The organism is Sphingomonas sp. Root720 (assembly GCF_001428605.1).
Lineage (GTDB): Bacteria > Pseudomonadota > Alphaproteobacteria > Sphingomonadales > Sphingomonadaceae > Rhizorhabdus.
On record NZ_LMID01000011.1, the window covers coordinates 123,052 to 140,953 of the forward strand.

11 protein-coding genes are annotated in these 17,902 nt (G+C 65.0%); 8 read left to right on the forward strand and 3 right to left on the reverse strand.

Annotated elements, in window-relative coordinates; all coding sequences use genetic code 11:
* Positions 1-89 precede the first annotated feature (89 nt).
* The 7 genes from ASE22_RS11405 to ASE22_RS11435 all read left to right on the forward strand — a co-directional run bounded on the left by ASE22_RS11405 (position 90) and on the right by ASE22_RS11435 (position 13,216).
* The gene (locus ASE22_RS11405) at positions 90-8,393 is read left to right on the forward strand and encodes a GH36-type glycosyl hydrolase domain-containing protein (RefSeq protein WP_235536413.1); all 8,304 of its coding nucleotides are present in this window, start codon (positions 90-92) and stop codon (positions 8,391-8,393) included.
* Between the two features lie 206 nt (positions 8,394-8,599).
* Positions 8,600-9,082 carry an Hsp20/alpha crystallin family protein gene (locus ASE22_RS11410; RefSeq protein ID WP_056359137.1) on the forward strand — a complete coding sequence of 161 codons (483 nt, stop codon included), beginning with the start codon at positions 8,600-8,602 and terminating at the stop codon, positions 9,080-9,082.
* A 239-nt stretch (positions 9,083-9,321) separates the two neighbouring features.
* Positions 9,322-9,978: a BON domain-containing protein gene (locus ASE22_RS11415; protein WP_056359140.1), complete on the forward strand. Its 657-nt coding sequence runs from the start codon at positions 9,322-9,324 to the stop codon at positions 9,976-9,978.
* A gap of 92 nt (positions 9,979-10,070) precedes the next feature.
* Positions 10,071-11,414 (forward strand): erythromycin esterase family protein, encoded by a 1,344-nt coding sequence (locus ASE22_RS11420; protein ID WP_082545612.1) that lies wholly within the window; start codon positions 10,071-10,073, stop codon positions 11,412-11,414.
* Complete coding sequence (locus tag ASE22_RS11425; protein ID WP_056359142.1) at positions 11,411-12,076, forward strand: dienelactone hydrolase family protein; 666 nt, start codon at positions 11,411-11,413, stop codon at positions 12,074-12,076. The genes ASE22_RS11420 and ASE22_RS11425 overlap by 4 nt, the downstream gene beginning before the upstream one ends.
* On the forward strand, positions 12,073-12,774 hold the full coding sequence (locus tag ASE22_RS11430) for a phosphoribosyltransferase (protein ID WP_056359145.1): 702 nt from the start codon (positions 12,073-12,075) through the stop codon (positions 12,772-12,774). Before ASE22_RS11425 ends, ASE22_RS11430 begins: the two co-directional genes overlap by 4 nt.
* A 4-nt stretch (positions 12,775-12,778) precedes the next feature.
* Positions 12,779-13,216 carry a baeRF12 domain-containing protein gene (locus ASE22_RS11435; protein ID WP_056601589.1) on the forward strand — a complete coding sequence of 146 codons (438 nt, stop codon included), beginning with the start codon at positions 12,779-12,781 and terminating at the stop codon, positions 13,214-13,216.
* Between the two features lie 66 nt (positions 13,217-13,282).
* On the opposite strand, the gene ASE22_RS27985 is transcribed toward ASE22_RS11435, so the two are convergent.
* On the reverse strand, positions 13,283-13,795 hold the full coding sequence (locus ASE22_RS27985) for a response regulator transcription factor (protein ID WP_082545614.1): 513 nt from the start codon (positions 13,793-13,795) through the stop codon (positions 13,283-13,285).
* A gap of 271 nt (positions 13,796-14,066) precedes the next feature.
* On the opposite strand from ASE22_RS27985, the gene ASE22_RS26785 reads away from it, so the two are divergent.
* Positions 14,067-14,222, forward strand: coding sequence for a hypothetical protein (locus tag ASE22_RS26785; RefSeq protein WP_156397294.1), 156 nt, complete (start codon positions 14,067-14,069; stop codon positions 14,220-14,222).
* A gap of 69 nt (positions 14,223-14,291) precedes the next feature.
* Here ASE22_RS26785 and ASE22_RS11445 read toward each other — a convergent pair whose 3' ends face one another.
* Positions 14,292-15,305 carry a lysylphosphatidylglycerol synthase transmembrane domain-containing protein gene (locus ASE22_RS11445; protein ID WP_056359154.1) on the reverse strand — a complete coding sequence of 338 codons (1,014 nt, stop codon included), beginning with the start codon at positions 15,303-15,305 and terminating at the stop codon, positions 14,292-14,294.
* Complete coding sequence (mgtA, locus tag ASE22_RS11450; protein ID WP_056361074.1) at positions 15,302-17,803, reverse strand: magnesium-translocating P-type ATPase; 2,502 nt, start codon at positions 17,801-17,803, stop codon at positions 15,302-15,304. Before mgtA ends, ASE22_RS11445 begins: the two co-directional genes overlap by 4 nt.
* Positions 17,804-17,902: the final 99 nt, after the last annotated feature.

Genomic DNA, 17,902 nt, shown 5'->3' on the forward strand with positions numbered 1-17,902 from the left:
CTCTCGTTCCCCGTGCGCGACCGATCGAGGCCTGGTCCGCGCTCGGAGCGCTCACCGCCTGGCTGAAAGGAGCGCTCGATGCGGCGAGTATGGCCGATCCCAAAAATGCATCCGCCGCCGAGTGGCTGCTCGATAACGATTTCCAGGTCAGGCGAGCGATCCTGCAAATCCGCGAGGACCTGCCACCCGGTTTCTATGCGCGACTTCCCGGCCTCGACGACGAGGATAGCGCCGGACGACCTCGCATCTATGCGCTGGCGCATGCATTGCTCGGGGCTTCGCATCTGCAGGTAGGCCTCGGCACTACGGTCGAGTTCGTCGGCCGGTATCAGGACGAAATACCGCTCAGCACCGCGGAACTCTGGGCGCTACCGACCATGCTGCGTCTGGCATGTCTCGAACTGCTCGTCGCCGGATTCGCGCGCCTGTTCCCCGACGTTCCGCAACCCTTTGGGGTCGGATTGGGCTGGGCGCTCTGCGACGCGACGGACGCTACCGAATGCGTGTCGCGCGGCATCGCCAATCTCGGCGTGATCGCGACGATCCAGTGGAAGGATTATTTCGACCAGACGAGCCGCGTAGAAGCCATCCTCAATCGCGACCCGGCCGGAGTCTATGGGGACATGGATTTCGAAACCCGCGATCGATATCGGCGCGCGGTCGAGCGCCTGGCCATGCGCGCGGGGCGTACCGAATGGGATGTCGCCGAACGCCTTGTCGAGCAATGCCGCGGCGCTACCGATCCGCATGATCATGTCGGCTACTGGCTGATTGGATCGGGCCGCTCGGCGTTCGAGGATGCCATCCAGTCAAAGCCGTTCGCAATCGATGTGCTGGCGCGCAAGCTGCTGCGCCATCCGGCCGCGCTCTATGCCTGCGCGCTCGGTGTGGCCGGCGTGACGAGCATCGCCCTGCCGGCGCTTTATCTGACCCATGTCGAGGCCTCGCCGGCGTCCTGGGCGCTGGGTATCGCTCTCAGCCTCCTGCCCGCGTCGATACTGAGCGTGACGGTGGTGAACTGGCTCACCACCCTCCTCGTCTCGCCCCGCGTGTTGCCGAAGCTGGACTTCGAAAAGGGTATCGCAGCCGAATATCCCACCGCGGTGGTCATGCCGGTGATCGTGGCGCATACCGGAGATATCGCACATGTGCTTCGCCGGCTCGAAAGCCACAGACTGGCCAATCTCGATCCGTCGCTACATTTCGTGCTGCTCAGCGATGGCGCCGATGCCGACGCCGCGACGCTGCCCGAAGACGCCACCATCGAGCGGACCCTGGTCGAAGGCATAGCGGCTCTCAATGCCCGGTATGCCGACCTGGCAGGCAACGGCCGTTTCCATCTGCTCCATCGCCCCCGCTTCTATAATCCGGCCCAGGGCTGCTGGATGGGGTGGGAACGCAAGCGCGGCAAGCTGGAACAGTTCAACGCCTATGTGCTGACGGGTGACATCGCTCCCTTTTCCGTGACCACGGACGATATCGCGGCTCTGCGCGATCTCCGTTTCGTCGTAACGGCCGATGCCGATACCCGACTGCCACCGGGCGTGGTCGGCCGCCTCGCGGGCACATTGGCCCACCCCTTGAACCAGGCGCGTTTCGATCCCGCTACCGGCCGCGTCGCGACGGGCTACACGATCGTGCAGCCACGGGTCGAGATCGCCCCCGATGCGAGCGGGAGCTCGCTTTTCACGCGCTATTTCGGCGGCGACACGACGATCGACATCTATTCGCGCGCGGTTTCCGATGTCTATCAGGACCTGTTGGGCACCGGCAGCTACATCGGCAAGGGCATCTATGACGTTGCCGGCTTCGCGCGGAGCCTCGAGGGTCGCGTCCCCGAGAATAATCTGCTGAGCCACGATCTGTTCGAGGGACTGCACGGCCGCGCGGCACTGGCCAGCGACATCATCGTCTTCGAGGGGTTCCCGACCGGCTATCTCGACTATGCGCGACGCTGGCATCGCTGGGTACGGGGCGACTGGCAACTCCTGCCCTGGCTATTCCCGAGGGTGCCGGGGGCCGACGGCCGGCGTCTCGACAATCGGCTTTCCTGGTTCGACCGGCTCAAGATTTTCGACAATCTGCGCCGAAGCATGGTGCCGCCGAGCCTGGTCGCATTGTTGCTGGCCGGGTGGTTCGTGCTCGAAGGAAACCCGTGGGTCTGGACCTTGCTCGGGATCGCGACGCCGGCGGCTTCGCTGTTCACCGATCTTGTGACCGGATTCGCAGGCGGCCGGCGCCGCGGTGTGTTGCAAGGGACGCTGCGGCGTCTGCGCGACCATTTGGGCCGCTGGGCGCTCGCAATCGGTTTTCTCGTCAGCGATGCGGTGATCGCGCTGCACGCCGCAGTCGTCACCTTATGGCGCCTGGCCTCGGGAAAGCAGCTGCTCGAATGGACGTCGGCCGCCCATATGGCCGATCATTTCGCAAGCCGCGATCCCAGGCGCGCCGCCTGGCGGGAGATGTGGCCATCGCCGGCGCTGGCGGCGTTGATAGCGGTCGGCCTGTTCCTGGCTGATGCGCCGACCCTTGCCGTGGCCGCTCCCTTGCTGTTCCTGTGGTTCCTCGCTCCCGAAATCGCAATCCGGATCACCCGCCCGCTGCTCCCGCCGACCGAGGACATCGGGCCCGACGACAGGCTGTTCCTGCGCAAGATCGCGCGCCGCACCTGGTTGTTCTTCGAAACGTTCGTGCGTCCCGAGGACAACTGGCTTCCGCCCGACAATGTTCAGGAGGCGCCCGACGCGGCGACCGCCCATCGGACCTCACCGACGAACATAGGCCTGATGCTGTTGTCGGCGCTCACGGCATGGAAGCTCGGCTATATCGGGTTGGCCGATCTGGCCGCACGCCTGCGCAATGCGCTGGATTCGCTGGACCGCCTCGAACCCTATCGCGGCCATATCCTCAACTGGTACGACACGCGCACCCTCGAGCCGCTGGAGCCGCGCTATGTGTCGACGGTCGACAGCGGCAACCTGGCGGTAAGCCTCGTCGTCATCGCCGAAGCGTGTCGCGAGGCGCTGCGCTTACCGCCCGTCAGACCGACGACCTGGGCGGGACTTGACGACGAACTGGCGTTGCTCGCCGATGCGCTGGCGGTAGAGACCATCGATCCCCACGGAAAGTGCCGCACGCTGGTTGCTTTGCTCCAAGGCGGGGACGGGCCGGCACGGTCCGATCCGGCGACATGGCCCGCGCGGCTCGCACAATTGCGTGGGGTCGACCTTCCGGCCCTCGAGCAACAGATCCGCGAGACCATAGCCGGGGCGACGACAGCCCCGCCCGAGGCGCTGCGGGATGTGCAGATCTGGTCGGAACGGGTCGCGCATCATCTGCACGGTCTCGATCATGAGATTCAGTCGCTATTGCCCTGGCTGATATCGTTGGACAACGCCCCGGTCGAAGCCGGCGCCAGCGCCGAACGCCTTCGCACGCTTCTCGGAGACAGCCTTTCGCAGGTGGATCTCGGCGTCGCCTGTCGCGCCGCCAAGGCCCTGATCGCCGACGGGCTGTCCATCAGCCCGCCGACGCCCGTCACGACCTGGCTGCATGACGTGGCGGCGGCGCTGGATCGTGGCGTGGCCGCCACGGCGGCACTGACCGGGGAACTGGAGGAAATCGCCGTAAGATCTGCCGATCGGGCCCATGCGATGGATTTCGCATTCCTCTTCGACACCAGCAGCCGCCTGTTCAACATCGGCTATAATGTCTCGTCGGACCGGATCGATCCGCATCATTACGACCTGCTCGCCAGCGAGGCACGTCTTGCCAGCTTCTTCGCGATCTCGAAAGGCGACGTTCCGTTCGAGCACTGGTTCTACCTGAGCAGGCCGATCACGAAGCGAGCGTCGGGCCTTTCGCTGGTGTCGTGGAATGGCTCGATGTTCGAATATCTGATGCCGAACCTGTTCCTGCGCAGCGATCCCGAGACGTTGCTGGGCCAAAGCGACCGGACTGCAGTCGACGTGCAACAGGCCTATGCGCAAGCCCACGGCATTCCCTGGGGGATATCCGAGTCGGGCTATGCCTCGATGGGGCAGGATCGCACCTATCGATATCACGCGTTCGGCGTCCCCGCGCTGGGGCTCCGCCGCGGGCTGGAACGCGACCTGGTGGTGGCGCCCTATGCCACGGCGATCGCGCTGGCGGCGCGCCCCGGCAAGGCGCTGCGCAACATGCGGGATCTGGCCGCGCTCGGCCTGATCGGCCGCTACGGCTATTATGAAGCGGTCGACTTCACCCCCGAACGGGTGCCGGAAGGCGATCCGTTCGCGATCGTCCGATCCTATATGGCGCATCATCACGGCATGAGCATGGCGGCGTTCGGGAATGCGCTTTGTGGGGATATGCTGGTCCGCTGGTTTCATGCCGATCCGCATATCCGGACGGTCGACCTGCTTCTCAACGAGCGGATTCCCTGGGAATTGCCGGCCGAGATCGCCCGCCTGCCGGTTCGGACGCCGCCGTCCACTCCCGCCATCGCCATTCCGCCGCTTCATTCCTGGACGCGGGTGGATGCCGGCGACCAGATGGCGCTCCACATCGTCGGCAATGGGCGGATGGCGAGCCGCATGAGCCCGCTAGGCGGCGGGCTCTCCTGGCGTGGCCAGGCATTGACCAGCGAGCCCGGCCCCTGGCTCCACCTGCGCGATTCGGAGACCGGGGCGTCCTGGCCGGGAACGCCGGGACCTGACTCCGCAGCGGATACGGACAGTCGCACCGTTCTCCAGTCCCATCAGATCGAAACACACCGGCGCGATCACGGCATTGCAGTCACGACGGAGATCGGCCTCGCCCATGGCGATGATCTCGAAATTCGCCGGATCACCATCGTCAACGAGAGCGACCGCGCCAGAAGGCTCGACCTGACAAGCTATGCCGAGGTCGTGCTAGCGCCGGATAGGGATGCCGCGCGGCACCCGGCGTTCAGCAAGCTCTTCGTGGGCAGCGAACTTCTTTCCGGGTTGCAGGGCCTGCTGTTCTGGCGCCGCGCGCGCGATCCGCACGACCGTTCGCCCGTCATGATCCATCGCGTCATCGCCGACGAGGAAGGCCTGGCGTGGCACGGGGCGGAAACCGACCGCGAAGCTTTTCTCGGCCGGCATGGCGATGTCGCCGCCGCTGCGGCACGCCATGGAGATTCCGGCGGCTCGACGGGCTGGACGCTCGATCCGGTCATGGCCATCCGGGCGGGCCTGGATATCCCGGCCCATGGTCGACGACAGATCGCTTTCGTGACGGTCGCGGCTGGATCGCGGACCGCGGCGCTCGAAATCGCCGAACGCTATACGACGCTGGCGGCGCTGGATTGGGCTCTGATCGACGCGGCGGCGCATGCGGCGCGCGAGATGCACGAAATCGGACTTGCTCCCGACGATGTGCCCAACGCGCAGTTGCTGCTCGCCCACATCCTCGGTTCCGAAGCCCGCCCTGCATTCGATCGGTCCGCTGCCCCGACCGGTAGCCGGCAGGACCTGTGGTCCCTCGGCGTGTCGGGGGACGATCCCATATTGCTCGTGCGCTTGGGCGACGGGGAAAGGACCGATCTCCTGTCCTTTTCGCTTGCCGCACAGCGGCTGTGGCGCCGGCGCGGCGTCTCGATCGACATCGTCGCCACCCATGATGGCGCGGAAGGATATCTCGAGCCGGTGCGCGATCATATCCTGGACGTCCTGCGCGCGAGCAACGCGCAGGAATTGCTGGGACAGCGCGGGGGCGTCCATCTCATCGGAAACCGCCAGGTAGACCATGGACGGATCGCCACACTCGAACGCGCGGCGCGCGTCATCGTCGAGGAAGGTGCCGGTACGCTCGGCGCACAATTGGCGGCGGTCGATCGCATGCCTTCGCGTAGCCCCCGGTTCGAGCCGGTGGGCGGTGAAGGTGAGACCTTCGCCACAAGCGAGCTGACCTGCTTCTCGGATCTGGCGCTGTTCAACGGCATCGGCGGCTTCGCGCCCGATGATGGAGCCTATGTCATCCACCTCCCGGAGGGCGCGGTGACGCCTGCCCCCTGGTCGAACATCCTGGCCAACAAGGATTTCGGGACGTTGGTTACCGAGGCGGGGCTGGGTTTCAGCTGGGCGGTCAACAGCGGCGAGAACCGGCTGACGCCATGGAGCAACGATCCCGTCCGCGATCCGCAAGCCGAGATCCTGTATCTCCGCGACGAAGAAAACGGGCATTTCTGGACGACCACCGCTCAACCCGCGGGCTCCGGCTCGGCGAGCCGGATTCGCCACGGGACCGGTTATACGATCTGGGAACGCGCGAGCGAAGGGCTCCACCAGGAGATGCTCGCCTTTGTCCCGGTCGATGATCCGGTCAAGATCGTGCGGCTGCGGCTGGAGAATCTTCTGCCGCGATCGCGCCGGATAACGGCGACCTTCTATGCGGAATGGCTACTGGGCGGCGCATCGGTCGAACCTGCTCCGTTGCGCGTCGCTTATTATGATGCCGGCTCCCACGCGCTGATGGCGCGGAACCCGTGGAACGACGCGTTCGCGACGCGGGTGGCGTTCTTGTCGGCCAGCCAGGCACCACACAGCCTCAGTGTTTCCCTATCCGATTTCCTCGGGCGGGCACGGGACGTTCGGCGCCCGGACGGCCTCGTGAACTGGGATCTGGGCGGATGCCAATTTGCGACCGCGGACGATTGCTGCGCGGCCTACCAGGTGCATATCGACATTCCTCCCGGCGAGACCGCGGAGGTCGTCTTCGTGCTGGGTCAGGGCGACCATCAGGCCCATGCGGCGTCGCTGCTGCAGCGCTGGCGGGACGGGACCGCCGTGGAGGCTGCCCTGCAGGCCTGCCGATCCGATTGGACGGCGCGTCTCGGCGCCGTCACGGTCCGAACCCCGGATCCGGCTTTCGACATGCTCGTCAACCGGTGGCTTCCTTATCAGGCGATAAGTGCGCGCCTGCGCGCGCGCGCCGGTTTCTATCAGGCGGGCGGCGCCTTCGGGTTTCGCGACCAGCTTCAGGACGTCCTGGCATTGCTGCATGGCGAGCCCGGCCTGGCGCGGAGCCATATCCTGTCGGCGGCCGCCCATCAGTTCGAGGAAGGCGATGTCCTGCACTGGTGGCATCCGCCCACCGGCGCCGGTGTCCGGACCCGCTGCTCGGACGACATGTTGTGGCTGCCGTTCGCCGTAAGCACTTATGTCGGGGCGACGGGCGACACCGGCATATTGTCCGAAGAGGTGCCTTTCCTGAGCGCTCCGCCCCTGGCCGATGACGAGGGCGATCGATATGCGCGCTTCGATCACGGCGATCATCGCAGGTCGCTGTTCGAACATTGCCAACGCGCCGTCGACCGTGGCCACCGGCTCGGCCTCCATGGTCTTCCCCTGATGGGAGCGGGAGACTGGAACGACGGCATGAACCGGATCGGCGAGCAGGGCCGGGGCGAGAGCATCTGGCTGGCCTGGTTCCTGATCGCGACGATCGACGGCTTCGTTCGCCTATGCCCCGCGGCGGGGCGGCCCGACCTGGTCGATCCATGGACCGCCCGTTCCCGCGCGCTGGCGGCCGCGGTGGAAACGGCGGGCTGGGACGGCGACTGGTATATCCGGGCATTCGACGATGACGGGCGGCCGTGGGGCTCCGCCGCCGATGACGAATGCATGATCGACTCCATCGCCCAATCCTGGGCGGCGCTCTCCGGGGCGGGCGCTGCCGACCGGGTCAGGCGCGCGCTTTCCGCTGCCCGGCGCCATCTCATGCGCGACGACGATCGCCTGGTGCGATTGCTCTGGCCACCCTTCGACACGACCCCTCGCGATCCCGGCTATATCAAGGCCTATCCGCCCGGTATTCGGGAAAATGGCGGCCAATACACCCACGCTGCGGCCTGGCTCGGGATGGCATTCGCGCGGGTCGGCGATGGCGATGCGGCGATGGAGGTCTTCGACCGGATCAATCCGATCAGCCGGACACGCGCGGCCGAGGATATCAGGCGGTTCCGAACCGAGCCCTATGTGCTGGCGGCCGACGTTGCCGGCATCGCACCCCACATCGGGCGCGGCGGCTGGAGCTGGTATACCGGTGCCGCCGGGTGGACCTGGCGGCTGGCGGTCGAGGAGATCCTTGGCCTGCGGCTGGTCGCGGGCAAGCTGCAGATTGCGCCATGCCCGCCTCGCGGATGGCGGACCTTCGAGGCGACGCTCTCCCGGCCGACAGGAACGCTCCACATTCGGGTCGAGAATCCCGACGGCCTGTCGACCGGCGAAGTCAGCATCCGGCTCGACGGCGTCGACGCGCAAAACGGCCCCATTTCCTTTCCCGAGCATGGCGAGACGATCGAGGTCGAGGTGCGCCTGTCGGCCCCCGTGGCGATGCCGGGCGCGCCCGATTCCCGGACCATCACGCACATCGTCTCGACGACTTAGTACAGTTACCGATATGGCCGCCGGCCGGCGGACCATAGGCTGCGATGGACTCGATGGAGGCGATCATGACCTGCCGATCCGGGCGCCCCGAACCCCTCCGCTACCGGGCCCGCTTCACGTCCGGCATCCGTCGATCCACGAGTCGTTCGTAAGAGCGAAGATCAGGGCGGGAAGCCGTTATTGGCCCGCCCCCCAGGAGAGACATCATGAACGACATCACGACTCCCACGACCAAGGCGCTCGCCAAGACTCCCTCGACCGATGCGAGTCCGATAAGCTGGATCCGTAACGAGATCGACCGCCTGTTCGAGGATTTCGGCCGGCCTGCCCGGAGCATGTTCTTCGGCCAGCCGACGGCTCCGGTCGCCGCGCTGGAGCTGACCGAAGGCAAGCAGGAATATCGGCTGTCGGTCGAATTGCCGGGACTCAGCCAGGACGACGTCGACATCGCCGTTGCCGATGGCATCTTGACGATATCCGGCGAGAAGAAGGAGGAGAAGGAGCACAAGGAGAACGGCTATCTGATGAGCGAGCGCCGCTATGGCTCGTTCCGCCGGGAAATATCCTTGCCGGGCGACGTGGATCCAGATGCGATCAAGGCCAAATTCAAGGATGGCGTGCTGTCCGTCACGATGGCCAAGGACAAGGATGCCCCCGCGCGCACGCGCAAGATCGCCATCGAGAAATGACGACAAGGCATCGGCGGTCGATCGTCGACAGGCATGATCGCCGATGCCCATCGGCCACGTTCGGACCGCCCGTCGCGCGATTTCGTGACCATAGCCGATGAGGCGCCAGGGCATCCAACCACCTAGGGACATTGCGGATTCTAGGCCTTCGCCGATCGGCTCAAGCTTCTGCCTGGACATCGATCTCGCCGTCAGACGCGTCCGAAGCCCACGCCCCTACTCCCGAAAAGGACCAGGACATGACGAAAACCGATGCACAGCTGCAGCATGATGTCATCGCGGAGCTCGAATCGGAGCCGAGTCTGGATCACGCGGACATCGGTGTCGCGGTCTACGACGGCGTCGTGACGCTTTCCGGCTTCGTCAAAACCTATCCGGAGAAAATGGCCGCCGAAAAGGCCACGCGGCGAGTCTTTGGCGTGCGCGCCATCGCCGAAGACATCAAGGTGCGATACGCAGGCGACCCGAGGATCCCCGATCACGAGATCGCGAAGCGCATCCTCGATATATTTGCATGGAGCGTGTCCGTCCCCGACGACCAGATCAAGGTTAAGGTGGAGCACGGCTACGTAACGCTCTCGGGCACCGTGGATTGGCACTATCAGAGCGACGAAGCCAGCAGGTTCGCCGGCAAGGTCCACGGCGTCGTAGGCGTCGACAATCTGATCGAAGTGAGGACCTCGCCCAGCGCGTTCGACGTGAAGTCTCGCATCATGGCCGCGATCAAGCGTCAGGCCGATTTCGACGCAGCCGCGGTTACGGTTCACACCGACGGCAACAAGGTCACGCTGGGTGGAAGGGTGAAGGCTTGGGGTGATCGCAGGGTCGCCGAACAGGCGGCCTGGGCCGCACCAGGCGTAACGCGCGTCGTCGACGATATCGTCGTCGCAAATTGACCCCGCCATTGCGGGCGCCGCTGGCGCTGCTCGCCGGCGGTTCGTGCCCTCGATCTTCGACATAAGGACAGGAGCCGGAGAGGAGCGTCGAAATGCCGGATCTTTCGACCCACGACCCTATCAGGCGGGAAGTCTCGGACGAGTTGGTGGAGATGCTGCGCCAGCACGCCATTCCCCTCCCCTCGCCCGCCAGGGCTGAAGATTTCGGCGCCTTCTTCGACCGTTTCGGCGATGCGCGAGTCGTTCTGCTGGGCGAGGCCACGCATGGCACGTCCGAGTTCTACCGAGCCCGCGCCGCGATCACCCGCCGGCTGGTCGAACGCCATGGATTCAACATCGTCGCTGTGGAAGCCGATTGGCCCGATGCCGCCCGCATCGACGATTATGTCCGGCATCAGGCGCCCCGCCCGCAGCGCGGCGATGCGTTCGCGCGCTTCCCGACCTGGATGTGGCGCAACATCGAGGTACTCGAATTCGGCGACTGGCTGCACCGTCACAATGCCGGCCTGCCCGAGGACCGCCGCGCGTCGTTCCATGGGCTCGACGTCTACAGCCTCGGCGAATCGATGCACGCGGTGCTGGCCTATCTCGATACCGTCGATCCGGCGGAGGCTGCCATCGCCCGCAAGCGCTACGGCTGCCTCACCCCTTGGCAGGACGAACCGGCACATTACGGCCACGCGGTCGTCCGCGGCGGTCGTCATAGTTGCGAGGATCGCGCGGTCGCACAGCTTCGCGAACTTCTCGCCGGCCGTCTCGACTATATCGGCGGCGATGGCGAACGCTGGTTCGACGCGGTCCAGAATGCCCGGATCGTTCGCGCAGCAGAGCGTTACTATCGAGCGATGTACCAGAGCTCCACCGAGAGCTGGAATCTGCGCGACCGCCACATGTTCGAAACGCTGCAGGCGCTGCTCGCGCATCGCGGTGACGGCGCCAAGGCGGTGGTCTGGGCCCACAACAGCCACGTCGGCAACGCCGCCGCGACCTCGATGGGCTGGCAGGGCCAGTTCAACATCGGCGAGCTCTGTCGCATGGCCCATGGCGACGATGCTGTGCTGATCGGCTTCGGCACCGATACCGGCACGGTAGCCGCGGCGGACGATTGGGGCGCCGACATGAGGATCATGACGGTCCGTCCCGCACGGCCCGACAGTTACGAGCATGCCTTCCGACGCGTCGGCCTCGCCCGCACGCTGACCGATTGGCGCGGGAACGACCGGCGGGCGTTGGCGGACATGCTTCGCAGGCCGCTGCTAGAGCGGGCGATCGGCGTCGTCTACCGCCCCGAGTCCGAACTGCTCAGCCATTATTTCGAGGCGGTCCTCGCCGAACAGTTCGACGCCTGGGTCTGGTTCGATCAGACGACCGCCGTTACGCCGCTCGGCCACGAACGGCCGCACGGTGCGCCGGAAACCTGGCCGTTCGGGCTATGACGACGGATCTGCTTGTGGGCGGCAAGCCTCTTGCCGTCACGATCCGACCTGACGGATTGCACGGATTGCTGGGCATCCCCACATCGCCCAAGGGACTCGTCATCTTCGCGCATGGCAGCGGCAGCGGGCGCCTGAGCCCGCGCAACAACCATGTCGCGAGCGGACTTCGCGAGGCGGGGCTCGCCACCCTGCTGATCGATCTGCTGACGCCGGACGAGGAGCAGGATCGCACCAAGGTCTTCGATATTCCGCTGCTGGCTTCGCGCCTGTCGGGCGCGGCAACATGGGTGCGGCTCGTCCCGGAACTCAGGCGGCTTCCCATCGGCTACTTCGGTGCCAGCACGGGCGCCGGCGCCGCGCTGCTCGCGGCATCCACGGCGGGATCGGACATCGCGGCCATCGTTTCGCGCGGCGGCCGCCCCGACCTGGCCGGGGCGAAGGCCCTCGCCCGCGTCCGGGCGGCGACGCTGCTCATCGTCGGGAGCCGCGATGTTCCCGTAATCGATCTCAACCGGGTGGCGATGCGTCATCTGCGTGTCGAGAAGCAGCTGGTGATCGTTCCGGGTGCGACCCATTTGTTCGAGGAACCGGGCACGCTGGACGAAGTGATCCGCCACGCAACCGGCTGGTTCGCCCGCCATTTCGAGGAGGTTGGACGATGAGCAGACGCGATTTCACCTTTCACGACCGCCGCGAAGCAGGCCAACGGCTGGCGCGGGCGCTCGATCGTCATGCGTCCGCCCATCCGCTCGTGCTGGCCCTGCCCCGCGGAGGCGTCCCGGTCGCCTATGAGGTCGCACGCGCGCTCGATGCCGAACTGGACCTGCTCTTCGTGCGCAAACTCGGTGCTCCCGGTTATGAGGAGCTGGGTATCGGCGCGGTCGTCGATGGCGCCGATCCGCAACTGGTCCTCAACGAGGACATCGTTCGCCAGTTCGCTCCCAGTCCCAACTATATTCGGGCCGAAATGCAGCGGCAGCTCGCGGAGATCGAACGCCGCCGCCGCGTCTATCTCGGCAACGGCGCACCGATCCGCGTCGATGGACGGACGGTGATTCTGGTTGACGACGGGATCGCGACCGGGGGCACGGTGAAGGCGGCCCTCAAAGCGTTGCGCAAGGCGCATGCGAGGAGGATCATTCTCGCGGTGCCGGTTGCACCCGCCGACAGTGTCGCCGCCCTACGCGGGGAATGTGACGAGTTGGTGTGCCTCGCCCAGCCGGAACCCTTCCATGCGGTCGGCACGCACTACGCCGTCTTCGACCAGACAAGCGACGCGGAGGTCATAGGCCTGCTCGAGGATGCCCGACGGTTCCCCTCACACCCATTCCACGACGCAGACCCCCAGAAGGAAGGATGATGTCATGCTGCTTCCGCACGGAACCCTGATACTCGTGGTAGATGGCAGTCGGATGAGGTTGCTGCGCAATGGCGGCAACGACGTCTCCGTCGAACTGGAAGTTCTCGAGGAGAGCGCGCTCGACAATCCGGCCAGCCATGTCCTGGGTTCGGCGGCGCCGGGACGCGCATTCGAGAGCAGCGGCAGCGCCCGCCACTCCTATTCCGCGTCCGACCTCCATCAACGTCGGGAGGATCGGTTCGGACAGGAGGCCATGAAGCTGCTGTGCCGAAAGGCATTGGATGGCGTGCCAATCGTCATGATCGCTCCGCCGCATATGCTTGCAACGCTGCGCGCCGCCCGCGACCACCGGCTGCAGCTTCAGGTGCTTGCGGAGATCGACAAGGACATGACGCACTGCTCCCCTACCGAGATATCGTCCTTTCTGCGCAAGCGCACATAATGAAATAACGCTGGGCCGGTCGTCTCGCTAACGGCCGAGATGCAGCGCCGTTCGCAGGTCTCGGCACTATGCGTCGAACAGCCCGTTCTGCATCGCCCAGATGGCCGCTTGGGTGCGGTTAGCCACCTGTAGCTTTCGGAGGGTCGCCTTCACGTGCACCTTTACCGTGGCTTCGCTGATTCCGAGGCGACGGGCGATCGTCTTGTTGGCGCACCCCTTGCCGAGTTCCCGGAGAACCTCGACTTCCCGATCGGACAGAAGCGCACAGGCCAAGGTGGCGCCTTCTGCTCTGTGGAGCGAGTTCTCGCGCATCAATGCCGCCTTCACCCACTCGCTATCCAGTCGATCGGCAAGCATCACCAGCCTCGCAGGATGATCCTTCTTGAGCTTTTGGCAGAAGCCTACGTCCTGCCCGGCATGGCCATAATCGACGATGAGGATAGATCGCATGTCATTTGGTACGACTCCCCGCGCGTGATCGCCGCTTGAAGGAGAAAAATCTACCGGGTTGGTGGCAAGACGGCAGCGCGATTTTTCGTCGTGGCCGCTGCCTCCCTGTGGCAAAGCTATCGTGACCATATAACGCTCCTTACGAATTTGCCCAGATAACAGGGCACAATCCGAGCGGGTATCAGCATTATTACTTATAATATTATCATTAGATCCTAGGCGTATTTCCGGCCATAGCTTAGGGGAGCGCGATCTAGCCGCGAGACTATTTAGTATATGTCTCTTGCTAATAGGAGTTACACCTAATTACGATAATTTCGTTTCGAGGGTCAATATCGACTTCCTCCGATTCACACTAATCGGATTTTGATTTGACCGTGCTCTGTGAGGAATCGCAGCCGTGAACAATTTCGTAATTAGAGAAAACATCGCTCGCTTCGAAAAAGCCATCACGCTCGAAAACGACATCGAGAAGATCATGGTTTTGCGAACTCTGCTCGAACGGGAAAAAGCAAAAATCGTCCCGGCAAGATCAGCCGATCAGAATTTTCCCTGAGCACACCCTGGGTATGTCGGGTTGCACGCCATTGGAAACCTTATGGTGACGTCCTGAGCCTGTCCGACGCTACCGTTCAGGCGCGGACTGCGCCGCGGACCGGTGCAGCAAGGTCCGCCGCATGAGGACGAGCCCGGGAACGAGCGGTAGCCACAGCGTCAGCATCCTCAGCAACAGCGTTCCGGCGAGCGCCGCCTCGATAGGTACGCCCAACAGCTTGAGCGTTGCGGTACAGACCAGTTCGAAGCTGCCCAATCCCAAAGGAATTGGACCCAATGTAACCGCGACCGACGCCAGGATGAGGGCAATGAGTGCGGTCGCGAAAGCCACCGGCTGGCCGAAGGCCTGGAGGCAGGCGGCCAGGGTCGCGATATCGGCCAGGAAGATGCCGGCGTTGTACAGTCCGACTCTCGCCAGCAAATGCCGGTCCCGCAGCAGGCGCGCCGGAGCGAGCGACACCGTCTCGAGAAGCTTTCGGATGAATCCGATATTCTCGATTCGGGGTGGAAGCGGCCGGCTGCCGCGATGCCGCAGCCAGATCGCAAGGGAGGGAATGGCTGTCGCCACGATCAGGAACGCCGTGACCGCGCCAACCAACGGCGGCGTCGCCTTGCCATGCAGCCACAGCAGGAACAGCGCCGCCAGCGCGAAGACCATATAGGCGGCATAAAAGCCGATCATCGAGATGAGTAGCGCCGCCATCGCGTTGCCGCGGGTAATGCCGATGGCGACAAGCTGGTCGATCAGCAGGACGTTGCCACCCATGCCGGCGCTGGGGAGCGCCTGATCCGCGAACAGCTTTGCGATCGCGATGCGCAGCAGCGATCTCAGCGGGCGCGGCGTCCCGGCGCGGACAAGCACTGCGCGCCAGCCCAAAGCGACATTGGCATAGGTTGACAGCTGGAAGAGTATCGCGACCGCGAGCCAGGCCGGCCGGGCCTGCTCCGCGAGGCGCAGGAAGTTGTCAATGTCGCCGAAGCGCATGACGATTCCGCCGAGCGCGGCGAGCAGGAGCAGTACCAGGAACCAGGTCCGCCAGGAGCCGCCCCTTCTCCGCGCCGGGCTCTGATCGCTGGCGATCACCGGTCGCCCCTATAGAAGCGACGTTTCGCGACTTCCGTCACGACGGCATAGAGCGCCACGACGACGAGCGAGACGAGGAGCATTTTCGGTTCGAGCGACCGGAACTCGAAGAGGCGTGCCAGGCTTCCTGCATAAGGCAGCGACAGTGCGAAGCCAGCCATGAAGATACTGCTCCAGAGCAGCAAGGACGAAGGGGCACTCTTGTAGAAGGCGCGTCGTGTCCGCAGCACGAACAACACGACGATCTCCGTCAACAGCGAGATGAGGAACCAGCTCGTACGGAAGCCCTGTGTGTCGGCGTGCATCACCAGACGGAGCACCGCAAAGCCGAGCAAGTCGAAGCAGGTGCTGATCAGACCGAAATAGATCATGAACCGCCGAATCTCCCGCACATCCCAATGCTGAGCCTCCGCCAGGCTTTCCTTGTCCACCGCATCCTTGGCGATCGCCACGGAGGGCAGATCGGACAGGAAATTGTTGAGCAGGATCTGAGTCGGCAGCAGCGGCAGGAAGGGCAGCAGCAACGTCGCCAGCGCCATGCTGATCATGTTGCCGAAATTCGCGCTGATCGTGATCGAGATGTACTTCAACGTGTTGGCGAAGATCCGCCGCCCGTCCTCGACTCCCAGCCTGATGATGTGGAGATCGGGACGCAGCAGAACGATATCCGCGCTCTCCCGCGCCACGTCGACCGCATTGTCCACCGAAATCCCGACATCGGCCGCGCGTAGCGCCGGCGCGTCGTTGATGCCGTCGCCCAGATAGCCCACCGCGCGCCCGGCATGTTGAAGGGCGCGGACGATCCGCTCCTTCTGCTGCGGCTCGATCTCGGCGAAAACGGTGGTGGCTTCGGCGCGCTCCGCAAGCGCCGCGTCGTCCAGCCCGTCAAGAACGTCCCCCGTCAGGATGATCTTGGAAAGGCCAATGGCCGAAGCGACGTGCAGGCTCACATGGCGGCTGTCTCCGCTGATGATCTTGATCGCGATCCCCTGCCGTCGCAAAGCCGCGACCGTTGCCTTCACCCCATGCTTCGGTGGGTCGGAAAACAATAGGAAGCCCTCGAGGAGAGCCGATCCCTCGGCGCCCGTCGATACGGCGAGAAGACGGAACCCGGCCTCTCCCTTGGCGGCCGCGAAGCGCGCGAGACGTTCACGGCAAGCGTCATCGATCGGAATGGCGCCCTGCGGGCTTGCCAGCGCCGTACAGTGCGGCAGCACCGCGTTGACGGCGCCCTTGCAAATCGTCACTTCGCCGCAGCCGGGAAGCGCGGCGGTGACGCTGAACCGACGGCGCACGAAATCATAGGGTATCTCACCTGTCTTGATCGCCTGGCCGACATCCACGCTTGCGGCCCGCGCGGCGGCGAGGATTGCTGCGTCGAGCGGGCTTTCCATGGCGGTCTGCAGGATGGAGTTGATCGCCGCCAGCCGAAGGACGGCGACCGAGGGAACACCCGCCGCGTCGACCGCGGCGCTGAGCGCTATCGCGCCCTTGGTGAGCGTTCCCGTCTTGTCGGTGCACAGCACGTCGATACCGCCGAAATTCTGGATCGCCTCGAGCCGGCGCACCAGCACGCCATGCTGCGCCATTTCGCGCGCGCCCGCCGCCAGCGTGACGCTGACGATCGCTGGCAGAAGCTCGGGCGAGATCGCCACGGCGAGTGCCATCGCGAACAGCAGCGATTCCACGATCGGCCGGTGCAGCAGCACGCTCGCGACCAGCACCAACGCCACGACGACGAGCATGATCCGCACCAGCATCGTGCCGAACGCCGACAGGCCGCGCGCGAACTCGGTGGACCGCTCCGCGCTTTCCAGTCTCTCTTCGATCGCACCGAACAGCGTGTCTCTACCGACCCGTGCGACCAGCATCCTGCCCATGCCGCTGCGTATGGAGGTGCCCTGGAAAACGGCATTGCGCCGGTCGGAAAGCGCCGCTTCGGGCGCGGCGACGCCGGGACTTTTTTCGACGGGAAACGCTTCACCGGATAGTGCGGCTTCGTCCACCGACAGCCCCTTGGCCATGAGGACGATGCCGTCGGCGGCGATCAGATCACCGGCCTTCAAAGCGACGATATCGCCAGGCACCAGTTTTTCCGCCGGCAGCTTCTGCTCCACACCGTCGCGAACGACCCGGACCTGGTGCACGAGCCGCGAACGAAGTTCGGCAATGGCGCGCGACGCCCGATATTCCTGAACGAAGCCGAGCACGGCGCTTCCGACGACGATGGCCAGGATGATGGCTGCATCGATCCATTCGCGCAGAAGCAACGCCAGGATGGCTCCCGCCACGAGGATGAGGACAAGAGGGCTCCTGAACTGACCGAGAAACAGGCGCAGCGGGATCGGCACATGTCCGTATCGCGGCGACGGGGATTGCACGCGCGCCATGGCTTCCGTGCTGGACAGGCCCTCGACCGAAGCATGGAGCTGGTGGATCAGTTGGTCGCCGGCGATACTCCAGAACGGCGCGGCTGCTCCGGGCGGACCGTTCGACATCGGTCCCGGCGGTCGCCCGCCGTCGGTCGGGCGATCGCGTTTCCGCACCCCGAGCGGGCGGCTGATGTCTTCGGCAAGCTCATATAGCCGGCGGCCGAT